Origin of the sequence: Streptosporangium becharense (assembly GCF_014204985.1) — a bacterium.
GTDB lineage: Bacteria > Actinomycetota > Actinomycetes > Streptosporangiales > Streptosporangiaceae > Streptosporangium > Streptosporangium becharense.
Genome location: NZ_JACHMP010000001.1, coordinates 3,564,808 through 3,588,473 on the forward strand (window position 1 = coordinate 3,564,808; position 23,666 = coordinate 3,588,473).

The window sequence follows — 23,666 nt, forward strand, 5'->3', positions numbered from 1 at the left end:
GACGCGGTCCGTCCGCCGGGCGAAGCCGGCAAGCCGCCGCGCGGACCCAGCAAGTACTCTCCCTGGCATGACGGAATCGCACGAGAACCTTCTCGCCGGCCCACCGCCCACCCTGCTGCCGGACGTCCCCGAGGCCCGGGAGGCGCTGGAGTCCGGCGCCCAGGCATCCGACGTCGCCGCGCGTTTCCCCGCCTACCCCGCCGCGTGGGCGACTCTCGCCGATGAGTACTTCGCCGCGGGTCACGCCGTGACGTCGTACGCCTTCGCCCGGACCGGTTACCACCGCGGCCTCGACCAGCTCCGCAGGGCCGGTTGGAAGGGGCACGGCCCGATTCCCTGGGCACACGCCCCCAACCGCGGTTTCCTGCGGTGCCTGTACGCGCTGGCCCGGGCCGCCCAGAGCATCGGGGAGAAGGACGAGGCCGAGCGCTGCCTCCAGTTCCTGAAGGACTCCAGCACCGAGGCCGCCGCGGAGCTGACGGGCGCCTGACCAGCGGTGGGGATCTCCTTCCACCAGGTGGGAGATCCCCATATCGGACGGCGTCGGGTATTCTCTCCTCGCAAGAGCCCCTGTCGCGATTGCGTCAGGGGTTTTCGTTTTTGCGGTGGGAGATTCACGATGCCGGCTGTCGTTCTCGTTGGTGCCCAGTGGGGCGATGAGGGCAAGGGTAAGGCGACCGACCTGCTCGGTGACCAGGTCGACTACGTCGTCAGATACCAAGGGGGCAACAACGCGGGGCACACGGTCGTCATCGGCGACCAGAAGTACGCCCTGCACCTCCTGCCGACGGGAGTGCTCTCCCCGAACGTCATCCCCGTGATCGGCAACGGTGTCGTCATCGACCCGGGCGTGCTGCTCGGCGAGATCGACGGCCTCCAGGCGCGCGGGGTGTCCTCGGAGCGGCTGTTGATCTCCGCCAACGCGCACCTGATCATGCCGCACCACAAGGCCATCGACAAGGTGACCGAGCGCTACCTCGGCAAGGCGAGGATCGGGACCACCGGGCGTGGCATCGGTCCCGCGTACGGCGACAAGATCTACCGGATGGGGGTGCGGGTCCAGGACCTGCTCGACCCGGGCATCCTGCAGAAGAAGATCGAAGTCGCGCTGAACGAGAAGAACCAGATCCTCACCAAGATCTACAACCGGCGGGCGATCGACGCCGACAAGGTCCTGGAGGAGTACCTCGGCTACGCCGAGCGCCTCAAGCCGCACATCGCCGACACCTCGCTGATCCTCGGCAAGGCCCTCGACGAGGGCAAGGTCGTGCTGCTGGAGGGTGGCCAGGGCAACCTGCTGGACATCGACCACGGCACCTACCCGTTCGTCACCTCCTCCTCCCCGACGAGCGGCGGCGCCTGCTCGGGCTCGGGCATCCCGCCGACGCGGCTCACCCGGGTGATCGGCATCCTCAAGGCGTACACCACCCGCGTCGGCTCCGGCCCATTCCCGACGGAGCTGGAGGACGAGATGGGCGACTGGCTGCGCAAGACCGGCGGCGAGTACGGCGTGACCACCGGCCGCAACCGGCGCTGCGGCTGGTTCGACGCGGTGATCGCCCGCTACGCCACCAGGATCAACGGCGTCACCGACTACTTCCTGACCAAGCTGGACGTGTTGTCCGGCCTGGACCGGATCCCCGTCTGCGTGGCGTACGAGGTCGACGGGGTGCGCCACGACGAGATCCCGATGACCCAGACCGACTTCCACCACGCCAAGCCGGTGTACGAGGAGTTCCCCGGCTGGAAGGAGGACATCACCGGTGCCAGGAGCTTCGAGGACCTGCCCGCCAACGCGCAGGCGTACGTCAAGGCCCTGGAGGAGATGAGCGGCGCCCGGATCTCCGCCATCGGGGTCGGCCCCGGCCGCACCGAGACGCTCCAGATCCACCCGCTGATCTAGCCGCCTCCGGTCGCGGCTCGCGTCCCGCCGCGCGGGTGCGCGAGCCGCAACCGGAGATCGGCGGGCGGGGTCGGTACAGTCCCCCTGTGCATGCCGAGATTCATGGCCACCGCGGGGCACGCGGGCTCCGGCCCGAGAACACGCTGCCCGGTCTCGCCCACGCCCTGGAGGTGGGCGTCGACGCGCTGGAGTTCGACGTCGCGCTGACGGCCGACCGGCGCCTGGTCCTCACCCACGACCTCACCGTGTCCTCGGTCACCAGCGCCGACGTCCGCCCGGCCTTCCCCGGCGACCCCCGCTACCCGTACGTGGGCAGGCCCGTCCGTGAGCTCACGCTGGCGCAGCTGCGCACCCTGGAGTGCGGGGTGCGCAGACCGCGTCACGCCGGCGACCGGTTCGCCCCCACGCAGATCCCGGTTCCGGAGACCCGGATGCCGACTCTCGGGGCCGCGCTGGGGGTGGTGGACGCCTACGGCGCCGACGACGTCCGGGTGCACGTGGAACTGAAGTCGGACCCGACCCGGCCCGAGCTGAGCGCCGATCCCCGCGAGTTCACCGAGCTGGTGGTCGCCGAGCTCGACCGGCACCGCATGCTCGACCGGGCGGCGATCCTCAGCTTCGACTGGCGGATCCTGCGGGTCGCCCGCTCACTCGTCCCGGCGACCCGGCGCTACGCCCTGATCGAGCGGGTCACCATGGACAGCGTCTGGCTCGACGGCCTCCACCTCGCGGACTTCGGCGACGACGTCCCGGCCGCCGCAGTGGAGGCGGGGGGCACCGCGCTCTCCCCGGAGCACGTGCTGGTCGACCAGGAGTTCGCGCGCCGGGCCGAGAGGGCCGGGATGCCGCTGGTGGCGTGGACCGTCAACGAACCCGGCCGGGCCGCCGAGCTGCTCGACCTCGGGGTGGTGGCGGTCGTCACCGACTATCCCGACCGGATGCGCGCGCTGTGGGCCGAACGGGGCATGCGCGTGCCGGAGCCGGTCGCCCCGACGCGCCGGGCGAGCGCCTAGGAGCCGGGACACGCGGGCCGGCGAACACGACCGGCCCGCGGGGGCGGGGTCAGAGCCAGGGGTCAGAGCCAGCCGTTGCGGCGGAAGCCCCGGTAGAGCAGCGAGCAGGCGATCACCATCACGCACAGCACGACCGGGTAGCCGAAGACGGATTCCAGCTCGGGCATGTGGTCGAAGTTCATGCCGTAGACGCCGGCGATCATCGTGGGGACGGCCATGATGGCCACCCACGAGGAGATCTTCCGCATGTCCTCGTTGGCGAGCGCGTTGGAACGCGCCAAGGCCGCCTGCAGGATGGAGTTGCACAGTTCGTTGGACGACTCGACCTGCTCGCAGACGCGGGCCAGGTGGTCGACGACGTCACGGAAGTACTCGCGCATCTCCGAGGGGATCATCCGGCGCTGGGCGAGCGTGGCCATCGGCGACTGGAGCGGCGTCACGGACCGCTTCATCTCGATCATCTCGCGCTTGAGGTTGTAGATCCGGCCGATGTCACGGGCGCTGACGTCGGCGAAGACCATGGCCTCGACCTCCTCCAGCTCGGCCTGCATCTGGTCGGCCACGCTGAGGTACTTGTCGACGACGTGGTCGGCGATCGCGTGCAGCACGCCGGTCGGGCCGCGGTTCAGGAGCTTGGGCTTGTCCTCCAGCCGTTCGCGTACGTCCGCCAGCGGGCAGTGCTTGCCGTGCCGCACGGTCACCACGAAGTCGGGGCCGACGAACACCATGATCTCGCCGGTGGCGATGATCTCACTGGTCTCGGTGAGCACCTCGTGGTCGAGGTAGGCCACCGTCTTGAGGACGACGAACAGCGAGTCGCCGTACCGCTCGACCTTGGGCCGCTGGTGAGCCTTGACGGCGTCCTCGACGGCGAGCGGGTGCAGGGCGAAGACCTCCGCCAGCCACTCGACCTCGGGGGCGTCGGGCTCGTGCAGGCCGACCCAGACGAAGGCGTTCGGCTTCTCACTGGCCGCGTTGTGCGCGCGGACCAGTTCCAGGGCGTCGGGGATGCCCAGGGCCTCGATCTTCTTGCCGCCGACGTAGGCGGCGTAGTCGACGAGCGAGTCGCTCGGCGGAACGCAGACGCCGGTCGTCCGCGCGCGGAGCGGGACGGCGGGGGCGTGCGCGGCTCGGATCATGCGTGCGTGCCGGATCCGGGGGAAAAGGAGCGAGGAGCGCATAGCAAGCCTTCCCGCCCGACCTGGCCGGAACGCATGCCGCGTCGTATCAGCCCGTGTAGGCGCGGAAAGGCATGCGGAGCCGGTCGGGCACCGATGTGGAGTGGTGAAGGGTGCGCACGAAGCACGTGCGCGAGCACGTACTGCTGGGATCGCCAGAGGACATCCCCGACCACCTCCAATCGGTTAAAGACAGGCAAAGCCACCCAAAACTAGCATAAATCTGGGGGTCGATCTCACCCTACCGCCGACTTCCGGAGTGATCCCGCACAACCCGACAAAATTCACGCCCCGTTTACGGCCGCACTCCGACAGTGAACGCCCGGAGCACCCCCGCTCCTCCCGCGCGGCACACGGCGGAGGCGCGGCCCCCCTCCGGCCCGCGGGATCCCTCCGGCCGCGCGATCTTCCGCCCGCGGGATCTCTCCGGACATGGACGCAGGTGGGCTGCGGGATACCCGTCCGGGGCCGATAGGCTCTGTCAAGTGCGCGTTCTTGTGATTGGATCCGGCGGGCGTGAGCATGCCCTGTGCCGGTCGCTGGCGGCAGACTCCCAGGTCACCGAGGTCCACTGCGCTCCCGGCAATGCCGGTGTCGCGCAGGTCGCGACCCTGCATGCGGTGACGCCCACCGACCCTGCGGCGGTCACCGAGCTGGCCCGCGGCCTCGGCGCGGACCTGGTCGTGATCGGTCCCGAGGCGCCGCTGGTCGCCGGGGTGGCCGACGCGGTCAGGGAGGCGGGCATCGCCTGCTTCGGGCCGTCGCGGCAGGCGGCGCGGGTCGAGGGTTCCAAGGCGTTCGCCAAAGAGATCATGGCCGCCGCGGGCGTCCCCACCGCGCGCTCGCGCACGTGCGTCACGCCTGAGGAGGCCGCCGCAGCGCTCGACGAGTTCGGCGCGCCGTACGTGGTCAAGGACGACGGCCTGGCCGCGGGCAAGGGCGTGGTGGTCACCGGCGACCGCGACGAGGCCCTGCGGCACGCCGCCGCCTGCGAGCGGGTCGTCATCGAGGAGTTCCTCGACGGTCCCGAGGCGTCGCTGTTCGCCCTCTGCGACGGCACCACCGCCGTGCCGCTGCAACCCGCCCAGGACCACAAGCGCGCCTACGACGGCGACCTCGGCCCCAACACCGGCGGGATGGGCGCCTACACACCGCTGCCGTGGGCCCCGGACGACCTCGCCGACCAGGTGATGGTCGAGACCGTCATCCCGACGATCACCGAGCTGGCCAGGCGCGGCACCCCCTACACGGGTGTGCTGTACGTGGGGCTCGCCCTGACGGCCAAGGGGCCAAAGGTGATCGAGTTCAACGCCAGGTTCGGCGACCCGGAGACCCAGGTCGTGCTCGACCGGCTCCAGACGCCGCTCGCGGGCCTGCTGCTCGCCTGCGCGAACGGCACGCTCGGCGAGTTCGGGCCGATCTCCTACCGTGACGGCGCCGCGGTCACCGTGGTCATCGCGGCGGAGAACTATCCGGACGACCCGGTGAAGGGCGACGTGATCGAAGGCCTGTCCGACCCGTTCGAGGACGCCTACGTGCTGCATTCGGGCACCGCCCGGGACGGCGACAGAATCGTCTCCAACGGCGGCCGGGTGCTCAGCGTGGTCGGCACCGGCCCCGACGTCCCCGCGGCCCGCGCGGCGGCGTACGAGGCGGTCGGGCGCATCCGGATGCGCGGCTCGCACCACCGCACCGACATCGCGGGCCGCGACGTCTGAGGAGCGAGGGGGCGGCACTCCTTCCCGACGGGCGGACCGGCGGCCGCCCGTCTCTCCATCAACCGCCACCGAGTGCCCGGAGGCCGGATAACAGCAGGTGAAGCCCAACCTCCCGCTTACCATTGATCAGACAGGCAGGAGGCGTATGACCATGGTCACTCGGCCACGTGTGAGCCAGACGAGTCCTGTCGAGCTTGTCTCCTGGGTTCTGTCCGGACGCATCCGTTTCCCGTCCTTCCAGCGTTCCTATCGCTGGGAGCACGAAGATGTCACAAAACTCTTCGACAGCGTCCTGCGGGGTCACCCCATCGGGACCCTGATCATCTGGCGACACCCCGCTGACACGGACACTCTCCGGCTGGGCCCTTTGACGATCGCCGCGGAAGCAAGACCGGACGCGTTCTGGGTGGTCGACGGGCAACAGCGCGTCATCAGCCTGGTCGGGGCCCTCACTGCTCCGCCGGAGACCGCCGACCCACGATTCCGGATCTTCTTCGATCTCCGGGAGAACGAGTTCGTCTCCGCCGATCGACACCGGCAGGTGCCTGAGCACTGGTTCCCGCTGCCGGCCGCGATGAGCACTGCCGAAACGCTCGCCTGGCAGCGTAAGCGCCCAAGGCTCACCGACGCCGAACTGACGAGATGCTTCACCGTGATGACAGCGATACGGGACTATCCCATCGCCATGTACGTCATCGAGGGTGACGACAATATGGGGCACTACACCCAAATCTTCCAGAGGATCAACAGTTCCGGCGTCTCACTGCGTCGTGACGAGATCGACCACGCCCGCCGGGCCGTATCCGACCAGGCGGACGGTTCGGATCTGGCCATGCTGGGTTCAGTTGCGAGGAGGCTGGGTTTCGGCACGATTCCCACGCGTGTGCTCGCCCAGTCGATTCTCGCCACGCGAGAGGATCGGTCCAGGCGAGCATCCCTCGCGGCACTGAGCGATGACGAGCGGCGCGAGGCCGTCCAGACCGCCGCGCAGGCGCTCGGAGACGCCGTCGACTTCTTGCGGGAGGAAGCAGCCATTCCACATGTCCGGTTGCTGCCTTACCCGGTCTTCCTACCCGTCCTGGTGCGCTTCACCGCCCTGTTCGGGCCTCCCGAAGGGCGTGTGGCGGAGCTTCTCCGCCGCTGGATCTGGCGGGGATCAGCACTTGGCATGGCCCCGCGCGGTTCCACCGCGACCTTGCGAAAGTACAGCGAAACCGTGAAGGGCGACCCTGCGGCCAGTGTGGATCGGCTACTCGGCATGCTTCCGCCGTATACGACGTGGAGACCTGATCTCAACGCCACCCGGCTTGACGAGGCACAGACGAAAGTCAACCTTCTCGGCATGCTGTCCCGCCACCCTCGAATCCTCGTGCAGCCTCGGGGAGGCGACGACCTGGTCGGCACAGTGGCGGATCCGCAGGGGCTCATGGAACAAGCCGGAGGCCCGCTGTTCCCGATCACAGCAAACCGTGGAGCACTCTATGAGACGATGGCCAACCGCCTGATCCATACTCGCGACGTGTCCGTCGGCGACATCCGCCGGGCACTGTCCCACGAGGAACTCGACCCCGAGGTTCTGCAAAGCCACTTCATCGATGACAGAGGGCTGGACTTGTGGCGGCGGGGCGAAAAAGGGGAGTTCGTCACTCATCGAGCCGCGCTCGTCCGGACGGCCATCGCCGAGCATGTCCAGGAGAACGCTCTGTTCGGCTTCCCCGACGGCCCGGACCCGACCACCCTGAGAATTCCGGAAACATAGGATGACTGAAGGCATCACAACCGCCCAGGTACTGCTTGGCGACCGACTTGTCGGCATGCTGGAATGGCGGGCGGGAAGGGCCCAGTTCCGGTACCTGGACCGTGCCGCGGATCGACCGGTTCTGGGCCTGCAGTACGAATACAACCCCAGGAAGATCGAGAAGGCCGTCGGGGGCCGGTTGCCCTCCTGGTTCGGGAACCTGCTCCCGGAGCCCGAGTCCGGTCTGCGTCGTCTCGTCACGGCCCAGCTCGGGCTCAAGGCGGTCAGTGATTTCACTCTCCTGACCCACCTGGGTCAAGATCTACCGGGAGCGGTCCGGGTGATCGGTGAGGAGACCCACGCGGAGAGTGGGCCCGAGGGCGACGGGCCGCACCCGGCCACGCGGAAGATGAGCTTCTCCCTGGCCGGGATGCAGGTAAAGCTCTCCATGGCCCGCACCCCCGAAGGGTTCCGGTATGTCGGCGTGGGAGGCGACTGGATCGTGAAGTTTCCCAGTTCGCGTCACGATCTCCTGCCGGAGAACGAGCATTCGATGATGACCTGGTCGGCTATGGCCGGGATCGAAGTCCCGGAGCACACGCTGACCCGGGTCGGCGCCCTCGAGAACATCCCTTCGGAGCTTGAGGCCCACGGCCGGCAGGCTTTCGCCATCCGGCGTTTCGACCGGCTCGGTGGCCTCCGCATCCACCAGGAGGACTTCGCGCAGGTCTTCGGGGTGCTGCCGCATGAGAAGGATCGGGGCCGGGCCGAGGATGTGGGCCGCGTGATCCAGCAGGAGTGTCCCGATGATCTCGAAGAATACGTCCGACGAATCACCGCCTGCGTGGTGATGGGAAACACCGACGAGCATCTCAAGAACTGGTCGCTGCAGTATCCGGGTGGGCGTCGGCGGCGGCTCTCTCCTGCCTATGACCTCGTCTGTGTGACTTCCTACCCGGCTTTCCAGAAAGACGTGTTGACCCTCCCCCTCAACGGGCAGCCCGATACCCGCTACATCACGCTCGATCACTTCCGCGGCTTCGCCGAGACGGTCGGAGCCGATCCCGCCGCGGTGACGGCGACCGTACGGCACACCGTCCACGCGCTGGCCGACTCATGGCCGGAGGTCAAGAGACATTGCCCGGTTCCCGCCTTCGTCGCCGCCCACTTGGATGAGCGACTACAGAATCTTCCTCTGGTGAAGGAGGTGTGAGAGCTGGGGGAACTCGATCCGGTAGATCTTTCGCGGACGAAGGGCGGCGCGCAGGCGCGCGTCGGTGACCGACGAGCCACCGGGGTGGACTCACCGGCCGCTCGATGGGTAGTTCACCCACGAACCGGCTGGTTCAGGGGCATCAAACGGCTACTGTTGGCCGACAGCCCCGGCTGCCGCCCGCGGCACACGAATCCCACCCCAACACTTCTGCAAGGAGCATGACGTATGGTCCGTTACCGCGTGCGAGGTGGCAACCCGCTCAAGGGAACCGCCTTCATCCAGGGTGCCAAGAACGCCGTGCTTCCCATGATCGGCGCCGCGCTGCTGGCGGCCAGGGGCCGTACGGTCCTGCGGAACGTCCCGATCATCGAGGACGTGCGCCGCGCGGTCGAGCTGGCCGAGACGATCGGCGCCAAGGTCGAGCTCCACGAGGCGGAGCGCACGCTGGTGATCGACGCCTCGACGCTGACCAGCCCGGTGCTGCCCGCCGAGATCGCGCGCCGTTTCCGCGGCTCGGTGCTGTTCGTGCCCGCCCTGCTGCACCGCCTGGGAGAGGCGATCATCGAGGGCGTGGGCGGCTGCAACCTGGGCAGCCGCAACCTCGACTTCCACTACCTGGGATACAAGCGCCTGGGTGCGGCCGTGGACGAGGGCGACGCGGTCATCCACGTCAAGTCGGCCGGCCTGACCGGCGCGACCCTGTACCTGGACACCCCCTCGCACACCGGCACCGAGAACCTGATCATGGCGGCCGCCCTCGGGCGCGGCACCACCGTGATCGAGAACGCGGCGCTGGAGCCCGAGGTCCTCGACGTGATCGACATGCTGACCCGGATGGGCGCGAAGATCAGCGGCGGCGGAACCGGGTTCATCACGGTGCAGGGCGTCGAGGAGCTCCAGGCCGTCGAGCACACCGTGATGCCCGACCGTCTCGACGCGGGCGTCTTCGCCATGGCGGCGGCCGTCACCGGCGGCGAGGTCAACCTGGTCGGCGCCGACCTCGACCACCTCGGCGTGGTCCGCTACAAGCTGGAGCAGATGGGGGTGGAGTTCGCCGACCACGGCGCCGTGCTCCACGTGCGCCGCGACCGCCCGCTGCGTCCGATCAACGTGATCACCGACACCTACCCCGGCTTCGCCACCGACCTCCAGTCGCCGATCATGACGGTCGCCTGTCTCGCCGACGGTGCCAGCTATATCCACGAGCGCATCTTCGACGGCCGGTTCGCGCTGGCCGCCGAACTGAACAAGATGGGCGCCGACATCGAGGTGAAACAGAACAGCGCCGTCGTCCGCGGAGCCACCCCGCTCACCGGAACGGAGGTGACCGCTCACGATCTGCGTTCGGGAATCGCACTCGTGCTCGCGGGCCTCGCCGCCGAAGGGGAGACCGTGATCGGATCGGGATATCTCATCGACCGGGGGCACTCATATCTCGCCGAGCGTATGCAGGCCCTGGGTGCGGATGTACGCCGAGAGATTTCAGCTCCATAATCAGCGGGTTTGCGCCACTCAAAAACCGCCCTGACCTGTGTGAACAGTCGGAGTCAGGGGTTTAGCCCGGAAGCCGCTTCCGGAATTGGCCGCAAATCGGGCGTGACATTACGGCCCCGGCAAGCGATCGTTCCAAAAGAGAGCCGAAAACAAACGGACGGCATGATGGGACGAACATTGGTCGAGCGGGCCGAAGAAGCGCCACGAGTGTCACGCCCGGGTGCCATGACACCGGACCTCACTATCGGTGTGGTGGGCCCCCATGACCTCGTCGAACGGGTGATGTTGATGGGGCACGCGGCGGCCCCGTTACCCTGCCGCTTAGTTGCGGCGGCATACCGGGACGAGCAGGAGGCAGCCGACAAGGTGACCAGGCTGGGGACGGGGGTGGACGCCTGTCTGTTCGCCAGTCCGGTCCCCTACGAGTCGGCACGGCGATCGGGGGTGCTGACGATGCCCGCGACGTATGTCCAGCTCGGGGGCGCCGCCCTGGTCGCGGCGCTGGCGAGGGCGGCACTGGACGAACGGATAGACCCGCGCAGGGTCAGCATCGACGTTCTGAACAGGGCGGAGATCGAGGAGACGTACTCCGATCTGAACCTCCCCTTCACAGACGTGCAGAGCCGTGACGAGCCGGGTGCCGCCGGCACGATCGCGGCCTACCACGAGCGCCTCGTCCGCCAGGGCAGTACGAGCGGGGCGCTCACCTGCCTGCCCTCGGTGGCCGAGCGTCTCCAGTCGGCCGGGGTGCCGGCGATCAGGATCCGGCCCACCTCCGCCGCGGTGCGCACGGCGCTGCACACGGCCGCGCTGCTGGGTGCGCACCACCGGCTTGAGGAGTCGCAGCTCACCGTGGTGCTGGTGGAGGTGCCGACGCTCCGCGAGCCGGTCCGCCGGACCGCGCCGCGCTACTGGCGCGACGAGCTGCGCCTTTCCCTGCACCGGCTGCTGGTGCAGGAGGCCAACCGGATCAATGCCTCGGTCACCGCGGTCGACGACCACAGCTACATGATCACCGCGACCCGCGGTTCGGTGGCGACGGTCACCGAGGGCTTCCGGGTTCTGCCGTTCGCCGCGCGCGTCCGGGACGAGCTCGGCCTGGCAGTCGAGGTGGGGGTGGGCATGGGCCGCACCGCCCACGACGCCGAGGCGCACGCCAGGGCCGCGCTGGCGCGCTCCCAGGCGGGCAAGCAGGCACAGGGCTTCGCGGTCGACCGCGAGGGCCGGGCGCTGATCCCCGCCCCCAGGACGCCGCCCCAGGGGGCCGGACAGCTGAAGCCGAAGGGCATCGAGGTGCTGGCGCGCCTGGCGGCCAAGCTAGAGGGCGGAGACACGGTGGTCGACGCGGAGAGCGCGGGCAAGATGCTCGGCGTCACACCGCGGACGGCACGGCGACTGCTGCGCACGCTGGTGGACGAGGGACTCGCGTGGCCGCTTCCGCCGAACCGCACCCCGCAGCCGGGGCGCCCGCGCCAGCTCTACCGGCTGATCGTGGAGAAGCTCGGCGCCCGCTGAGCCTTCACGAGCCCGGCGCCCGCTGAGCCTTCGCGGGCGTCATCGCCGACCTGCGAGGTTCCACCACCGCCGTGGAACCTCCCAGGTCGCCGCGGGCCGTCCGGATTCCGAAGTCCGAATCCCGCGAGGAGGACGTCGGAGCCAGGGGCTATTGTCATGAGCTATGGGTCATGACACTACTGACGGTCGCAGGGCGCTTCTCATCTGGGGAGCGCTGGTGATCGTGTACATCGTCTGGGGCTCCACCTACCTCGCGATCATGATCGTGATCGAGACGATTCCGCCTCTGCTCAGCGGCTCCATGCGCTTCATCACCGCCGCCCTCCTATTGGGGGCCGCGATATGCCTGACGAAGGGCCGTGCGGCCTTCCGGATGACGTGGAAGCAGGCGGGCGGGGCCGCCCTGGTCGGCCTGCTGCTGCTGAACGGCGGCAACGGCATGGTCGCGGTGGCCGAGCAGCACATCTCCAGCGGGTTGGCGGCGCTGCTGGTGGCCTCCGTGCCGCTCTGGCTTGTGATCTTCAGGATGCTCACCCGCGACAGGCCGCGGATGTCGGCGCTCGCCGGGGTGCTCATCGGGTTCGGCGGGGTGGCGGGGCTGTCGCTGTCCGGCGGGAGCGCCACCGGCGACGGCGCCGGGATCGTGATCATCCTGCTGGCGTCGCTGTCGTGGTCGGTGGGCTCGTTCCTGTCGGCCCGCATCCCGATGCCTGCGGACCCCTTCGCCGCGAGCGCGGTCGAGATGGCCGTGGGCGGCGCCGGGCTGGTGCTGACCGGCCTGGCCATGGGCGAGCGTCTCGACCCGGCCGTCGTCTCCGGGCGGTCGTGGGCCGCGCTGGCCTACCTGATCCTGGTCGGCTCCCTGGTCGGCTTCACCGCCTACGTGTGGCTGCTGGGCAACGCCCCGATCTCCCTGGTCTCCACGTACGCCTACGTCAACCCGGTCGTGGCGGTCGCGCTCGGCGCGCTCGTCCTGAGCGAGCCCGTCACCGCCCCGATGATGGCGGCGGGCGTGGTGATCGTCCTCGGCGTGGCGCTGGTGGTCTCCACCGAGCGGCGCGGGAGTCCGGCGACGACGCCGGAGAAGGAACCCGCGACCGTGTAGGGCCCGGCACACGGACGGGAGCGGCCCTCGGGGCGCCGGGAAACCCGCCCGTCGCCCCTCGGCGCCACCGCGACCGGAGCCGTCAGGCGTTCCGGAAGGCCGCCGCCGCGGCGAGGAAGGTGTCGTTGGCCTCGGGATCGCCGATGGAGACCCGGGCCCCCTCCCCGGCGAAGGGCCGCACGGCGACGCCCTCGGCGGCGCACGCCCCGGCGAAGTCGAGGGTGCGCTCGCCCAGGCGGATCCAGACGAAGTTGGCCTCGGTGACCGGCACCGTCCAGCCCTGCGCGATCAGGGTCTCGCGGACCCGGTCGCGCTCCTTGACCACCGCGTCGACCCGCTCCAGCAACTCGTCCTCGGCCGCCAGCGACGCCACCGCGGCGGCCTGGGCCAGGTGGTTGACCGCGAAGGGCACCATCGTCTTGCGGACGGCGGCGGCCACCGGCTCGGCGCCGATCAGGTAGCCCACCCGGAGCCCGGCCAGGCCGTACGCCTTGGAGAACGTCCGCAGCACGGCCACGTTCGGCCGCTCGCGGTAGACGGAGAGCCCGTCGACCACGTCGGCGTCCCTGACGTACTCGCGGTACGCCTCGTCGAGCACGACGAGCACATTCTCCGGCACCCGGTCGAGGAACGCCGTCAGCTCGGCCGAGCGGACCACCGTGCCGGTGGGGTTGTTCGGGTTGCAAACGAAGATCATCCGCGTGTTCGGGGTGATCGCGTCCGCCATGGCGTCCAGGTGGTGCGTCTCGTCCAGGAGCGGGACGCGCACCGAGGTCACCCCCGACAGGTCGGCCAGGAGCGGGTACGCCTCGAACGACCGCCAGGCGTAGATCACCTCGGCGCCCGGCTCGCCGACCGTCTCGAAGAGTTGCTGCGCCACCGTCACCGAGCCCGCGCCGAGCGCGACGTGCTCGGCCGGCACGTCGTACCGCTCGGCGAGCGCCTCGGTCAGCTCCGTCGCCGCGGGGTCGGGGTAGCGGTGCATCCGGGTCGCGGCCGAGGCGACCGCCTCCAGCACCGACGGCAGCGGGTCGTAGGGGGATTCGTTCGAGGACAGCTTGTGGGACCGGCCGTCGGCGGACACCACGGCTTTGCCGGCCTTGTAGGCGGGCATCGTGTCCAGGATCGCGCGGAAACGAGGCATGGCCTTACTTTATGAGCAGCGGACGGATGGGGCACCACCCTGGAACACTGGAGGTGAGAGGCATGCCCGACCGGAAGGACGACATGAGCGTCACATCGCTGGCCGAGACCGAGACGCCGGATGCCGAGGCGGCCGAGACGGAGTCACCCGAGCCGGAGCCCCTGCCCGCGTGGATATTTCCCCCGGAAGAGGGATTCACGGCCGATGACCTCGATCGGCTTCGCGGAATCCCTCCGCACGCCGAGCTGATCGATGGCACTCTCGTCCTCGTGAGCCCCCAGACCCGTTTCCACTCACTCATCTTGTTCCTCCTGGAGAGCGCACTGCGCCGTACCGTGCCCGCGAAACTGCGGGTCCGCCGGGAGATGACCGTCACGCTCGGAGAACGCCAGCGTCCCGAGCCTGACCTCATCGTGGTTCACGCCGACGGCGATCTGGGATCGGAGCAGACCACCTACCAGCCGGCCGACGTCGTTCTCGCCGTCGAGGTGGTCTCCGCGGAGTCGAAGCTGCGCGACCGGGAACGCAAGCCCGTGCTCTACGCCCGGGCGGGCATCGAGCACTTCTGGCGGATCGAGGAGAAGGACGGCCGCCCGACCGCCTACGTCTACGAGCTCGACCCGGCGACCAAGGCCTACGCGCTCACCGGGATCCACCACGACCGTCTCAAGGTCTCCGTCCCCTTCGACGTCGACATCGACCTGACGGAGATCGACGACCTCTGACCGGGGCCGGCGCGGCGGTCGTCAGGGCCCACCGGCCGCCGCCCGACCCGGTTCCTCCTTCAGGGAACGCAGCATCGGCGGGTGCAGCAGCACGGCCGGGCCGCGCCGGTAGAGCTTGGCGGGGCGGCCCCCGTCGCGCGTGGTGGTGCCACCGGTCGGCACCAGGAACCCCTCGGCCTTGGTGACCTTGCGGTGGAAGTTCCGCGGGTCGAGGCCGCGGCCCCAGACGATCTCGTAGACCCTGCGCAGCTCGGCGACGGTGAACTCGGGCGGGCAGAAGGCCGCCCCCAGCGGGGTGTACTCCAGCTTGGCACGAGCGCGCTCCACACCGTCGATCATGATGCGCCGGTGGTCGAAGGCCATCTCGCGCAGCAGCGAGGAGACCGGCTCCCAGCTCATGTGGGCCTCGGTGGAGGCCGGCAGGTCGGGGGCGAGCCCGAGGTAGGCCACGCTGAGCACCCGCTGGCGCGGGTCGCGGTCGGGGTAGCCGTAGGTCTGGAGCTGCTCCAGGTGCACGGGTGCGCCGGGCAGGCCCGCACGCTCGGCGAGGACCCTGGCCGCGGCGGCGGGAAGATCCTCGTCGAGCTGGATGAACCCGCCTGACAGGGCCCAGCGTCCCTCGTACGGCGGTCTGTCGCGCTGCCAGACGAGCGCGCACAGCGCCTGGCAGCGCACCGTCAGGACGACCAGATCCACGCTGACGGGAATGCGCGGAACCATGGCAGGCACGTTACACCGGTCAGAGCTGTATGCGGACGTGCAACGGCTCAGCCGCGGCCCGTCCGTCGGGTGCGGCGACCGAGAGCCGGACCCACGTGTCCGGGGGCACCTGGGACCAGTCGAACGGGATCCACGCCGTGCCCATCCCCGCGGGCAGGCCGGGCGGCGGAACCGTCAGGTTCACCCCCGCCACGTCGACGACCTTGGGCTGCTCCCGCCCCTCCCAGGTGATCGTGACCTTGGAGCCGACGGGCAGGTTGTAGCCGCGGATCTCCACCCCGTCCTGGATGTCGCGTCCCATGCGGACCGCGTCGACCGCGATGGGCCGGTCGTGGTCGCGGGCGATCTCATCGGCGAGGGACGGGGAGCCGCAGGTGTAGAAGTCGCTCCACATGTAGGAGACGACCTTGGAGACGTACCGTCCGACCATGGCCACGGCCCGGTCGAGCCGTTCCTTGTCCGTGCGTCCGCGGGTGCCCGCCCGCTCGGCGCAGAACTCCTGGTCGGACGGCTCGAACGCCTCCACGTTGGCCCAGAGCTGGACGTTGAAGCCCTGCTCGACCATCTTGTCCCGGGCGATGGACATCTCCCGGTAGTAGTCGCGGGTCGAGCCGTGGTAGGCGGTGCCGTTGGTCGTCTCGCCGACGACCGGACGCAGCCGCTCGTCGACCTTCTCCTCGCGCTCGTCGGGCCAGAACAGGCCGACCTTGCCGGTGCCCCGGCTGTCCTGCGGGGCGACGATCCCGACGCCGGTCCGGGCGAGGGCCTCGAACCCCCGGGCGACCTGCTTGGGGGTGGCGCTGAACGGCAGGCGGCTGCGGGCGTCGAGGTAGGGGCTGACCAGGACGGGCCGGCCGGGCATCTCCTGTTCGACGATCGCGTGCTGGGAGGCGTAGACCTTGAGCGTCGGGTGGTCGTCCTCGGCGGTGCCGGTGTACTTCATCTCGCGCATCTGGAGCTCGAACGGCTGGTAGAAGCCGCCCAGCGAGGTCCGGTCCCGGAACCGCTCGCCGTAGTCCTGCATGACGCGGCGGGTGAGCGTGGTCAGGGTGTCGGTGCCCTTCTTGTAGGCGCGGGTCTTCTGCGCCGGGTCGCGCGGGGCGAGCGGCAGTGCGGGGAAGACCTTGACCCCGAACTGGTCGCCGAGGTCGAGCAGTTCGGTGAGGCTGTCGTCCTGTGCCCCCGCGATCAGGATCACGTGGTAGCTGCGGCCCCTGCCCCGGATGTTCGCGCAGTCGGAGTCGTCGCTGCCGTCGTCGACGGCGACGATCCGGTAGAAGACGGTCTTCCCGACGGGGATCCTCCGCTCGAACTCGGGGCAGCGGAACAGGCCGGGGCCGAACGCCTCGTCGGTGCGGTAGACGAACGTCCAGCTCACCCGGTTGCCGGGGTTGGCCGCCTTGAGGTCGTTCTCCGCCGCGACGGCGCACGGCACGCCGTTCTCCTCGCACGGCTCGTAGCGGGGGTCGACGTTCCCCTCGCTGTCGAGGATCCGGCCGTCGGAGTCGAGGCGGCGGGCCTGCAGGCCCCAGCCGATCCGGATCACGGTGTCGCCGCCCACCTGGTGGATGGCGCGGAACTGCCGCCGCCACGTGCAGTGGTCGGCGGTCGGGATGAGCCAGTAACCGGTGATCGCGTAGGGGGCCCGCACCGCGGTGTCGAACGTTCCACAGGGGTCGGTGAACTCGGTCGGCTTCGCGACCGCCGCCGGGGAGGAGCCCGAGGCGACCGGCGAGCTTCCGCTGCTCGGGGTGCTCTCGCCGATCGGTACGACCAGCACGACCGCCGCCACCACGGCGATGATCACCACACCCAGGAAGGCGATGAGCCAGCGCACGTTCAGGACACTACCGTTCTGGTGATCAGGCGGATATAAGCCGTTTCGCCATACAAGAGGTCAGTTCTTGACGCTCGCCCACGCTTCCAGCTGGGCGACGAACCGGCGTGCCGAGTTGGGCCAGTGGTGATTCGCACGGGCCGCCGCATACCCACGAGCGCCCCGGGCATGCCGCTCGCGGACGTCGTCGCGCAGGTAGAGCACGGCCTGCGCGACGGCCTGGGGATCCCTCCAGGGGACGACCATGCCACTGTCGTACCGTTCGACCAGCTCCACCGCGCGGGGCGACGGAGTGGTGATCACCGGGATCCCGTGGGCCATGTACTCCACGATCTTGGTGGGCATGGAGTGCCGGTAGTTGGGCTCGTCGTGCAGCAGGGAGAGCCCGGCCAGCGCGCCGTCGAGCCGCTTGAGCGCCTCGTCGTTCGGCATGAAGTCGCGCCACTCCAGCACGCCCTCGGCCACCGCCTCGTTCAGCGCCGGCCGCGACTGCGGGTCGGCGTAGCCGATCAGCTCGACCGTCACCCGGTACGGCCGCAGCAGCCGGGCCACCTCGATGGCCTCGCGCACCCCGCGCGCCTCCGACAGCCAGCCCAGGTAGACCACGCGGTCGTCGCCCGGAGCCGTCACCTCGTCGGGCACCCAGGTCTCGTTCGGCACCACCAGGTGGGTCTGACGGAACCGTCCGGCGTAGGCGCTCTCGGCGAGCAGCAGGTGCAGGTGGCGTTCGGCCGTGCCCTCCAGCAGCCTGGCCAGGAACCGCACCGGCGGACGCAGGAACGCGGGCAGCCACGGCTTCAGCGACAACGTGGCCGGGGTGTCCTCGTGGACGTCCCAGACCACCGGGGGCCGCCTGCGCACGCCCGCCACGGCGAGCAGCAGCTCGGGGTCGTGGATGACCGCCAGGTCGACCTGGTCACGCATGCGCTTGAAGACCTTGCGCGCGGCGCGCACGGCCGACAGCCGCCTGCGCTCCGCGGCGCGCGGAAGGTCGACCGCGTTCACCCACGGCCGGGCCATGACACCCCGCGCCGTGTACGGCGCGGCATACGTGACCTCATGACCGGCATCCACGAGCGCGCGGATCTGGCGGTGCAGGATCCGGGCGTCCTCGGGGTGATGCACCACCGTCATGACGAGCACGTGCACTGCGGCAGCCCTTTCGTCGCTAGAGCCGCTCGACGCGTTCACCCTCGGCGAGCACGCCTCGGGTGTCGAGCACGAGCTTGCCGTGGTCCTCGACGGTCGACAGGTCGAAGGCGGAGTGCTGCTGGAGCAGCAGGGTCACGTCCGCCTCGGCGACCGCCGTGGCGAGGTCTTCCATACGCGGCACCGGGCCGCCGTCCACATGCCATTCCTTGACGTACGGGTCGGCGAAGACGAGATCGGCGCCCAGCTCCCGCAGCGCCCGCGCGACCGGCAGCGCCGGGGTCTCGCGCTCGTCGGCGATGTCGGGCTTGTAGGTGACGCCGAGCAGCAGCACCTTGGACCCGTTGACGGCCTTGCGATGGCGGTTGAGCAGGCGCTGCACCCGGGCCACCACGTACGCCGGCATCCGCTCGTTGATCTCCTGGGCCAGCTCCACGAACCGGAACGGGTAGCCCAGCTTGCGGACCGTGTACGACAGGTAGGACGGGTCGACGGGGATGCAGTGACCGCCTACGCCGGGGCCCGGCAGGAACTTCTGGAAACCGAACGGCTTGGTGGCCGCCGCCTCGATCGCTTCCCAGAGGTCGACGCCCAGCTCGTCGCAGAAGATCGCCATCTCGTTGACGAGGGCGATGTTGACGTGCCGGTAGGTGTTCTCCAGGAGCTTGGCCATCTCGGCCTCGCGGGTGCCGCTGACCGGCACGACCTGCTCGATGAACTGGGAGTAGAACCCGACCGCGCGGTCACGGCAGGCGGGCGTGTAGCCGCCGACGACCTTGGGGGTGTTGCGCAGGCCGTACTTGGGGTTGCCCGGGTCGATGCGCTCGGGCGAGAAGGCGAGGTGGAAGTCGGCGCCCGCGACGAGGCCCGAAGCCTCCAGCAGGGGGCGGGCGACCTCGTCGGTGGTGCCGGGCCAGGTCGTGGACTCCAGCACCACCAGCGTGCCCGCGCGCAGGTTGCGGGCCACGGTGCCGGTGGCACCCTCGACGGCCGACAGGTCGGGACGGTGGTCCTCATCCAGCGGGGTCGGGACGCAGATGACGATGGTCCGGCTGTCGGCGAGTACGGACTCGTCCAGGGTGGCGCTGAAGCCGCCCGCCAGCATGTGCTCAAGATCGGCGTCGGTCAGGTCGTCGATGTAGGAGCGGCCCGCGTTCAGGGCCGCCACCTTGCCGGGGTCGACCTCGAAACCGACGACCCGCAGACCCGCCGCCGTGGCCTCCTTGGCCAGGGGCATGCCGACGTAGCCCAGTCCGATGACTGCCAAGTCGTAGGCAGTCACTGGATGACCTTGGAAAGCCGGAAACAACACTTCATGGTGGCAAAGGCTATCTCAAGTCCGAACGAGCCACGCCTAATGCCATTGAACCCATCACAAACGCCCGGTCTTTCCAAGGTCACCATAAGGCCGTCAGCTGGCAATCGAACGGTAGATCTCACGGTACGTCTGCGCCACACGACTCCAGGTGCGCTTGGCCGCCACCTCGGCCCGCCCGGCCTCCCCCATCGCGGCCCTGCGCTCGGGGTCGTCACGCAGCCCGGCGATCGCCTTGGCCAGCGCCTCGGCGTCGCCTGCGGGCACCAGGAACCCCGCCCCCTCCGAGCCCACGAGCTCCGACAGGGCCGGCAGGTCGCTCAGCACGACCGGCTTGCCCAGCGCCATCGCCTCGACGGGTTTCAGCGGCGTGACGAGCCGGCAGACCCGCAGGTCCTCACGCGGGCAGACGAAGATGTCGATGGCCGCCTGCGCCTGCAGGGCCTCCTCGGGACCGACCCGCCCGGGCATGATCGCGATGTCGCCCAGCCCCAGCTCCTCGACCTGCTCCAGCAGCGCCGGCCGTTCCTTGCCGTCGCCGACGAGCAGCACCTTCACCGGGGCACCCTCGTCACGCAGCAGCGCAGCCGCGTTGATCATGGTTGCGAAGCCCTCGTAGGCCACGATGCTCGACACCGAGCCCATGACGATGTCGCCGGGCTCGATGCCGTACGCGGTGCGGAACGCGTCACCGTCGTACTCGGCGGTCAGCAGCGAGTCGTCCACCGCGTTGGGTGCCAGGTAGATCTTTTCTCGGGGCACACCCCGTTCGACGATCTCGGCGGCCATGGTCTCGGCGAGGGTCACCACCGCGTCGGCGGAGCGCATGATGAACGCCTCGCGGTCGCGCTGGAGCACGTGCCGCTGGCTGCCGACCCGCTTCGGGTCGCGCGAGGCCCAGGTCTCCTCCAGGAAGCCCCGCACCTCGTAGACCATCGGCGTGCCGGTCCGCTCGCGCACGGCCAGCGCCACCGAACCGTTGCGGTGGTCGGTCGCGGCGTGCAGCACCTGCGGCCGGAGCGTCCTGACCAGCTCCGTCACCTCGGCGGCACCCTTGATCATCCGACCCTGGCTCTCGAAGGGCACCTCGCCGCCCGAGGGGATCAGCCGGTGGTAGGGGATCCCGTCGATCTCCTCGTACGGGGTCGCGTCGGCGTGCCCCTGCATCATCGGCCAGCCCCAGCTGGTCACCACGTGCGGGTCCAGCCCGGCGGCCTGCTGCGCGGTGACGATCCGGTGCGTGCGGACGGTGTAGCCGGCCTGCGTGTACGGCAGGGCGTTGGTGACGCAGTGCAGCACCCGGCCCTGGATCCGCTCGCCGACGATGACCTTCTCCCTGGGCGGGATCGGGTTCGGCTGGATCGAGGCCAGCTCACCGGCGTAGTAGGCGGCCCGCCGCCTGATGAACGGGTAACGGGTGTGGGCCTGGAGCACCGCGACGGCCTCGCTCAGCCGTCCGGCGTCGAAGTGCTCCTTCGCCTCGGCCCACGGGCCCTTGACCATGCGCATGCCGAGCTTGCGGACGGCCACCTTGGCGCGGCGCGCGACGGGCCACGCGAAGCGGCCCACGACCGGACGCAGCCGCGGCGGGAGCGTCTCGGCCGCCGCCTGCGCCACGCGCACCGGGTCGGACTTGACCTTGGTCGCCACCACCCGGGAGACGATCACCGGATGCTGGAGGAACCCCCTGATCAGCCCGCGCAGTCCGGCGCGGGCCTTCGCGGCCGACACCGGCCGCCGCCTCCCGCCGACCGGGCCTGCCGGAGCCCCGGAGGTTCCCTGGACCGCGATGCCTCCCGGAACCACGGTGCTCTCCGGCTTCCCCGGCTTTCCGCCGCTTCCCGGTCTCCCCGGCGCTCCGGCGCTCGCCGGCTTTCCGGTGTTCTCCGGTTTCCCGGTGTTCTCCGGTTTCCCGGGCTTCACCGCGCTCGCGGGCCTTGCGGCATCCCCCGGCTTCCCATCGCTTTCCGGCTTCCCCGGTGTTCCGGCACTCGCGGCCACGCCGGTGTCATCGTCCTCGGAGGCAGGTAGCGTCTCAGGCGTCTCGGATGCCTCAGGCGTCTCGGATGCCTCGGACGTCTCCGGTGCCTTCTGCGACGTGCCGGTCACGGTTTCGGCGGTCTCCGCGTCCTTCTCCGTGTCCTTCGGGGACGCGTCGTCCGCGGGCCCGGCGGTCTCCTCCGGTGCCGCCGACACGGCCTCGGGCTCCGCTTCCGGCGCCTCCGCGGGGGTCCCGGCGGACTCCGAGGCGGTCTCGGCCGCCGACCCGAGCCCGGGAATCTCTGAGCCGAGCTCGAAAACCTCCGGCGTGACCGCGGGAGCCTCCGCGCCGGGCCCGGAAGCCGCCACCTCGGTTTCGGGGGCCTCCGCCGCGGCCTCGGGAACCCTCGACACGGTTTCCACGGGTTCCACGGCGGCTTCGACGGTCTCTGACGCCCGGGGCGTCGCCGACTCGGGCGGGGTCACCGGGGCCGACGGCTTCACCTGCTCGGAGGACGGCGGGGATGTCTTCGCACCCGCGGATGTCGCGGGACCGGAGGGCTCCGCCGGAACCGAGGGGGACTCTGGTCTGTTGGCGTCGGATACCACGCCGTGACCGTACCATAGGCAACGTTTGCCCCACTGCCGCATGAAAGGCGAGGTCAATGAGGGACTTTGCCCGTCCGGGCGCTGCTCCGGGCCCCGAAAATCCCCTCGTCCTGCACGTGCTCGGCGCGCGACCCAACTTCGTCAAGGCTGCTCCGGTGGTGCGGGCCCTGGCGGAACAGGGCGTGCGGCAGGGCATCGTCCACACCGGTCAGCACTACGACGCGCTCATGTCGGACGTGTTCTTCGCCGACCTCGGCCTCCCCGAGCCGATCGCCAACCTCGGCGTCGGATCCGGGTCGCACGCCCGCCAGACGGCGGCCCTGCTGACCGGCCTGGAGGACGTGGTCCTCGCGCAGCGGCCCGCCCTGGTCGTCGTCTACGGGGACGTGAACTCCACGCTGGCCGCGATCCTCGTCTGCGCCAAGCTGCACGTGCCGACCGCGCACGTCGAGGCGGGCCTGCGCTCCTTCGACCGGGAGATGCCCGAGGAGGTCAACCGGATCGTCACCGACGCGCTGTCCGACATCCTCTTCGCCACCTCCCCGGACGCCCTGTCGCACCTGGCCGCCGAGGGCGTCGACCCGGCCCGGGTCCACCTGGTCGGCAACCCGATGATCGACAGCCTGTTCTCCGCGTTGGACCGGCTCGACCCGGCGCCGGTCCGCGACCGCCTCGGGCTCGGCGAGCGGTACGGCGTGGCCACCCTGCACCGTCCCGCCAACGTCGACGACCCCGCCTCCGCCAAGGAACTGGTCGACGCGGTGCGGCAGGTCAGCGAGAGGCTGCCGATCGTGGTGCCGCTCCACCCGCGCGGCCGGACCCGCCTCGCCGAGGCCGGTCTGGTGGACGGCGGGAACCTGTCGATCGTCGATCCGCTCGGCTATGTGGACTTCCTGTCGCTGGTCCGGGGCGCCGCCCTGGTCGTCACCGACTCCGGCGGCGTCCAGGAGGAGACCACCATGCTGGGTGTCCCCTGCCTCACCGTCCGGCCCAACACCGAGCGGCCGATCACCGTCAGCCACGGCACCAACCGGCTGGTCACCCCGGCGCAGCTGCTCGCCGCCGCCGACCGCGCGCTGGCCGACGGCGCCGCGACGCCGTCGGGCGAGCTGCCCCCGCTCTGGGACGGCAAGGCCGGCCCGCGGATCGCCCGGGTGATCGAGACCTGGCTCCGCGGCGGCAACCTCTCCCCGGCCGCGCAGGGGACCGTGAACCCCCGCCCCGAGTAGGCCCGCGCCGCGCCGGCTCCGCTCCGGCCGCGCTCCTCAAATCTCCGTAAAGCGGCCATTAGGGTACGGCTCCGGCCG

Annotated in this window: 18 protein-coding genes; 11 read left to right on the top strand and 7 right to left on the bottom strand. The window is 70.2% G+C overall.

Annotation, left to right across the window (positions count from 1 at the left end; translation table 11 throughout):
- Positions 1-67 precede the first annotated feature (67 nt).
- From F4562_RS15445 to F4562_RS15455, 3 genes are all read left to right on the top strand, one after another.
- Positions 68-490 carry a DUF3151 domain-containing protein gene (locus F4562_RS15445; protein WP_184537381.1) on the top strand — a complete coding sequence of 141 codons (423 nt, stop codon included), beginning with the start codon at positions 68-70 and terminating at the stop codon, positions 488-490.
- Positions 491-619: 129 nt separating this feature from the next.
- Positions 620-1,903, top strand: a complete 1,284-nt coding sequence (locus F4562_RS15450) for an adenylosuccinate synthase (RefSeq protein ID WP_184537379.1) — start codon at positions 620-622, stop codon at positions 1,901-1,903.
- A gap of 86 nt (positions 1,904-1,989) precedes the next feature.
- Complete coding sequence (locus F4562_RS15455; RefSeq protein WP_184537377.1) at positions 1,990-2,916, top strand: glycerophosphodiester phosphodiesterase family protein; 927 nt, start codon at positions 1,990-1,992, stop codon at positions 2,914-2,916.
- Between the two features lie 62 nt (positions 2,917-2,978).
- On the opposite strand, the gene corA is transcribed toward F4562_RS15455, so the two are convergent.
- On the bottom strand, positions 2,979-4,097 hold the full coding sequence (corA, locus tag F4562_RS15460) for a magnesium/cobalt transporter CorA (RefSeq protein WP_184537375.1): 1,119 nt from the start codon (positions 4,095-4,097) through the stop codon (positions 2,979-2,981).
- 482 nt (positions 4,098-4,579) lie between these two features.
- On the opposite strand from corA, the gene purD reads away from it, so the two are divergent.
- The 6 genes from purD (at position 4,580) to F4562_RS15490 (ending at position 12,880) form a co-directional block, all read left to right on the top strand.
- Positions 4,580-5,812: a phosphoribosylamine--glycine ligase gene (purD, locus tag F4562_RS15465; RefSeq protein WP_184537373.1), complete on the top strand. Its 1,233-nt coding sequence runs from the start codon at positions 4,580-4,582 to the stop codon at positions 5,810-5,812.
- A 145-nt stretch (positions 5,813-5,957) separates the two neighbouring features.
- Positions 5,958-7,571, top strand: coding sequence for a DUF262 domain-containing protein (locus tag F4562_RS15470; protein ID WP_184537371.1), 1,614 nt, complete (start codon positions 5,958-5,960; stop codon positions 7,569-7,571).
- Between the two features lies 1 nt (position 7,572).
- The gene (locus F4562_RS15475) at positions 7,573-8,763 is read left to right on the top strand and encodes a type II toxin-antitoxin system HipA family toxin (RefSeq protein WP_184537369.1); all 1,191 of its coding nucleotides are present in this window, start codon (positions 7,573-7,575) and stop codon (positions 8,761-8,763) included.
- Between the two features lie 228 nt (positions 8,764-8,991).
- The gene (murA, locus tag F4562_RS15480; protein ID WP_184537367.1) at positions 8,992-10,260 is read left to right on the top strand and encodes a UDP-N-acetylglucosamine 1-carboxyvinyltransferase; all 1,269 of its coding nucleotides are present in this window, start codon (positions 8,992-8,994) and stop codon (positions 10,258-10,260) included.
- A gap of 225 nt (positions 10,261-10,485) precedes the next feature.
- Positions 10,486-11,775 carry a GTP cyclohydrolase IIa gene (locus F4562_RS15485; RefSeq protein ID WP_184539446.1) on the top strand — a complete coding sequence of 430 codons (1,290 nt, stop codon included), beginning with the start codon at positions 10,486-10,488 and terminating at the stop codon, positions 11,773-11,775.
- Positions 11,776-11,938: 163 nt separating this feature from the next.
- On the top strand, positions 11,939-12,880 hold the full coding sequence (locus tag F4562_RS15490) for an EamA family transporter (protein WP_184537366.1): 942 nt from the start codon (positions 11,939-11,941) through the stop codon (positions 12,878-12,880).
- A gap of 82 nt (positions 12,881-12,962) precedes the next feature.
- Here the strand turns inward: F4562_RS15490 and hisC are convergent, their stop codons facing one another.
- Positions 12,963-14,024: a histidinol-phosphate transaminase gene (gene hisC / locus F4562_RS15495; protein WP_184537364.1), complete on the bottom strand. Its 1,062-nt coding sequence runs from the start codon at positions 14,022-14,024 to the stop codon at positions 12,963-12,965.
- A gap of 62 nt (positions 14,025-14,086) precedes the next feature.
- On the opposite strand from hisC, the gene F4562_RS15500 reads away from it, so the two are divergent.
- On the top strand, positions 14,087-14,749 hold the full coding sequence (locus F4562_RS15500; protein WP_184537361.1) for a Uma2 family endonuclease: 663 nt from the start codon (positions 14,087-14,089) through the stop codon (positions 14,747-14,749).
- 21 nt (positions 14,750-14,770) lie between these two features.
- Here the strand turns inward: F4562_RS15500 and F4562_RS15505 are convergent, their stop codons facing one another.
- From F4562_RS15505 to F4562_RS15525, 5 genes are all read right to left on the bottom strand, one after another.
- A complete protein-coding gene (locus tag F4562_RS15505) occupies positions 14,771-15,469 on the bottom strand; it encodes an NUDIX hydrolase (RefSeq protein ID WP_184537360.1) in 699 nt (232 codons plus the stop codon).
- 19 nt (positions 15,470-15,488) lie between these two features.
- Positions 15,489-17,306: a DUF4434 domain-containing protein gene (locus F4562_RS15510; protein ID WP_184537357.1), complete on the bottom strand. Its 1,818-nt coding sequence runs from the start codon at positions 17,304-17,306 to the stop codon at positions 15,489-15,491.
- 60 nt (positions 17,307-17,366) lie between these two features.
- Entirely contained in the window at positions 17,367-18,455 is a 1,089-nt protein-coding gene (locus F4562_RS15515) for a glycosyltransferase (protein ID WP_184537355.1), read from the bottom strand.
- A 19-nt stretch (positions 18,456-18,474) separates the two neighbouring features.
- Entirely contained in the window at positions 18,475-19,737 is a 1,263-nt protein-coding gene (locus F4562_RS15520) for a nucleotide sugar dehydrogenase (protein WP_184537354.1), read from the bottom strand.
- 129 nt (positions 19,738-19,866) lie between these two features.
- On the bottom strand, positions 19,867-21,501 hold the full coding sequence (locus F4562_RS15525; protein WP_311733788.1) for a glycosyltransferase family 4 protein: 1,635 nt from the start codon (positions 21,499-21,501) through the stop codon (positions 19,867-19,869).
- Positions 21,502-22,415: 914 nt separating this feature from the next.
- On the opposite strand from F4562_RS15525, the gene wecB reads away from it, so the two are divergent.
- Positions 22,416-23,588 (top strand): non-hydrolyzing UDP-N-acetylglucosamine 2-epimerase, encoded by a 1,173-nt coding sequence (gene wecB, locus F4562_RS15530; RefSeq protein WP_184537352.1) that lies wholly within the window; start codon positions 22,416-22,418, stop codon positions 23,586-23,588.
- The last annotated feature ends 78 nt before the right edge of the window (positions 23,589-23,666 follow it).

Excerpts from the sequence above, each read along its gene's own strand:
- murA (WP_184537367.1), top strand. The coding sequence starts at position 8,992 with ATGGTCCGTTACCGCGTGCGAGGTGGCAACCCGCTCAAGGGAACCGCC.
- F4562_RS15470 (WP_184537371.1), top strand. The coding sequence starts at position 5,958 with ATGACCATGGTCACTCGGCCACGTGTGAGCCAGACGAGTCCTGTCGAG.
- F4562_RS15485 (WP_184539446.1), top strand. The coding sequence starts at position 10,486 with ATGACACCGGACCTCACTATCGGTGTGGTGGGCCCCCATGACCTCGTC.
- F4562_RS15475 (WP_184537369.1), top strand. The coding sequence starts at position 7,573 with ATGACTGAAGGCATCACAACCGCCCAGGTACTGCTTGGCGACCGACTT.
- F4562_RS15450 (WP_184537379.1), top strand. The coding sequence starts at position 620 with ATGCCGGCTGTCGTTCTCGTTGGTGCCCAGTGGGGCGATGAGGGCAAG.
- corA (WP_184537375.1), bottom strand. The coding sequence starts at position 4,097 with ATGCGCTCCTCGCTCCTTTTCCCCCGGATCCGGCACGCACGCATGATC.
- F4562_RS15505 (WP_184537360.1), bottom strand. The coding sequence starts at position 15,469 with ATGGTTCCGCGCATTCCCGTCAGCGTGGATCTGGTCGTCCTGACGGTG.
- F4562_RS15445 (WP_184537381.1), top strand. The coding sequence starts at position 68 with ATGACGGAATCGCACGAGAACCTTCTCGCCGGCCCACCGCCCACCCTG.
- F4562_RS15500 (WP_184537361.1), top strand. The coding sequence starts at position 14,087 with ATGCCCGACCGGAAGGACGACATGAGCGTCACATCGCTGGCCGAGACC.
- F4562_RS15490 (WP_184537366.1), top strand. The coding sequence starts at position 11,939 with ATGGGTCATGACACTACTGACGGTCGCAGGGCGCTTCTCATCTGGGGA.
- wecB (WP_184537352.1), top strand. The coding sequence starts at position 22,416 with ATGAGGGACTTTGCCCGTCCGGGCGCTGCTCCGGGCCCCGAAAATCCC.
- hisC (WP_184537364.1), bottom strand. The coding sequence starts at position 14,024 with ATGCCTCGTTTCCGCGCGATCCTGGACACGATGCCCGCCTACAAGGCC.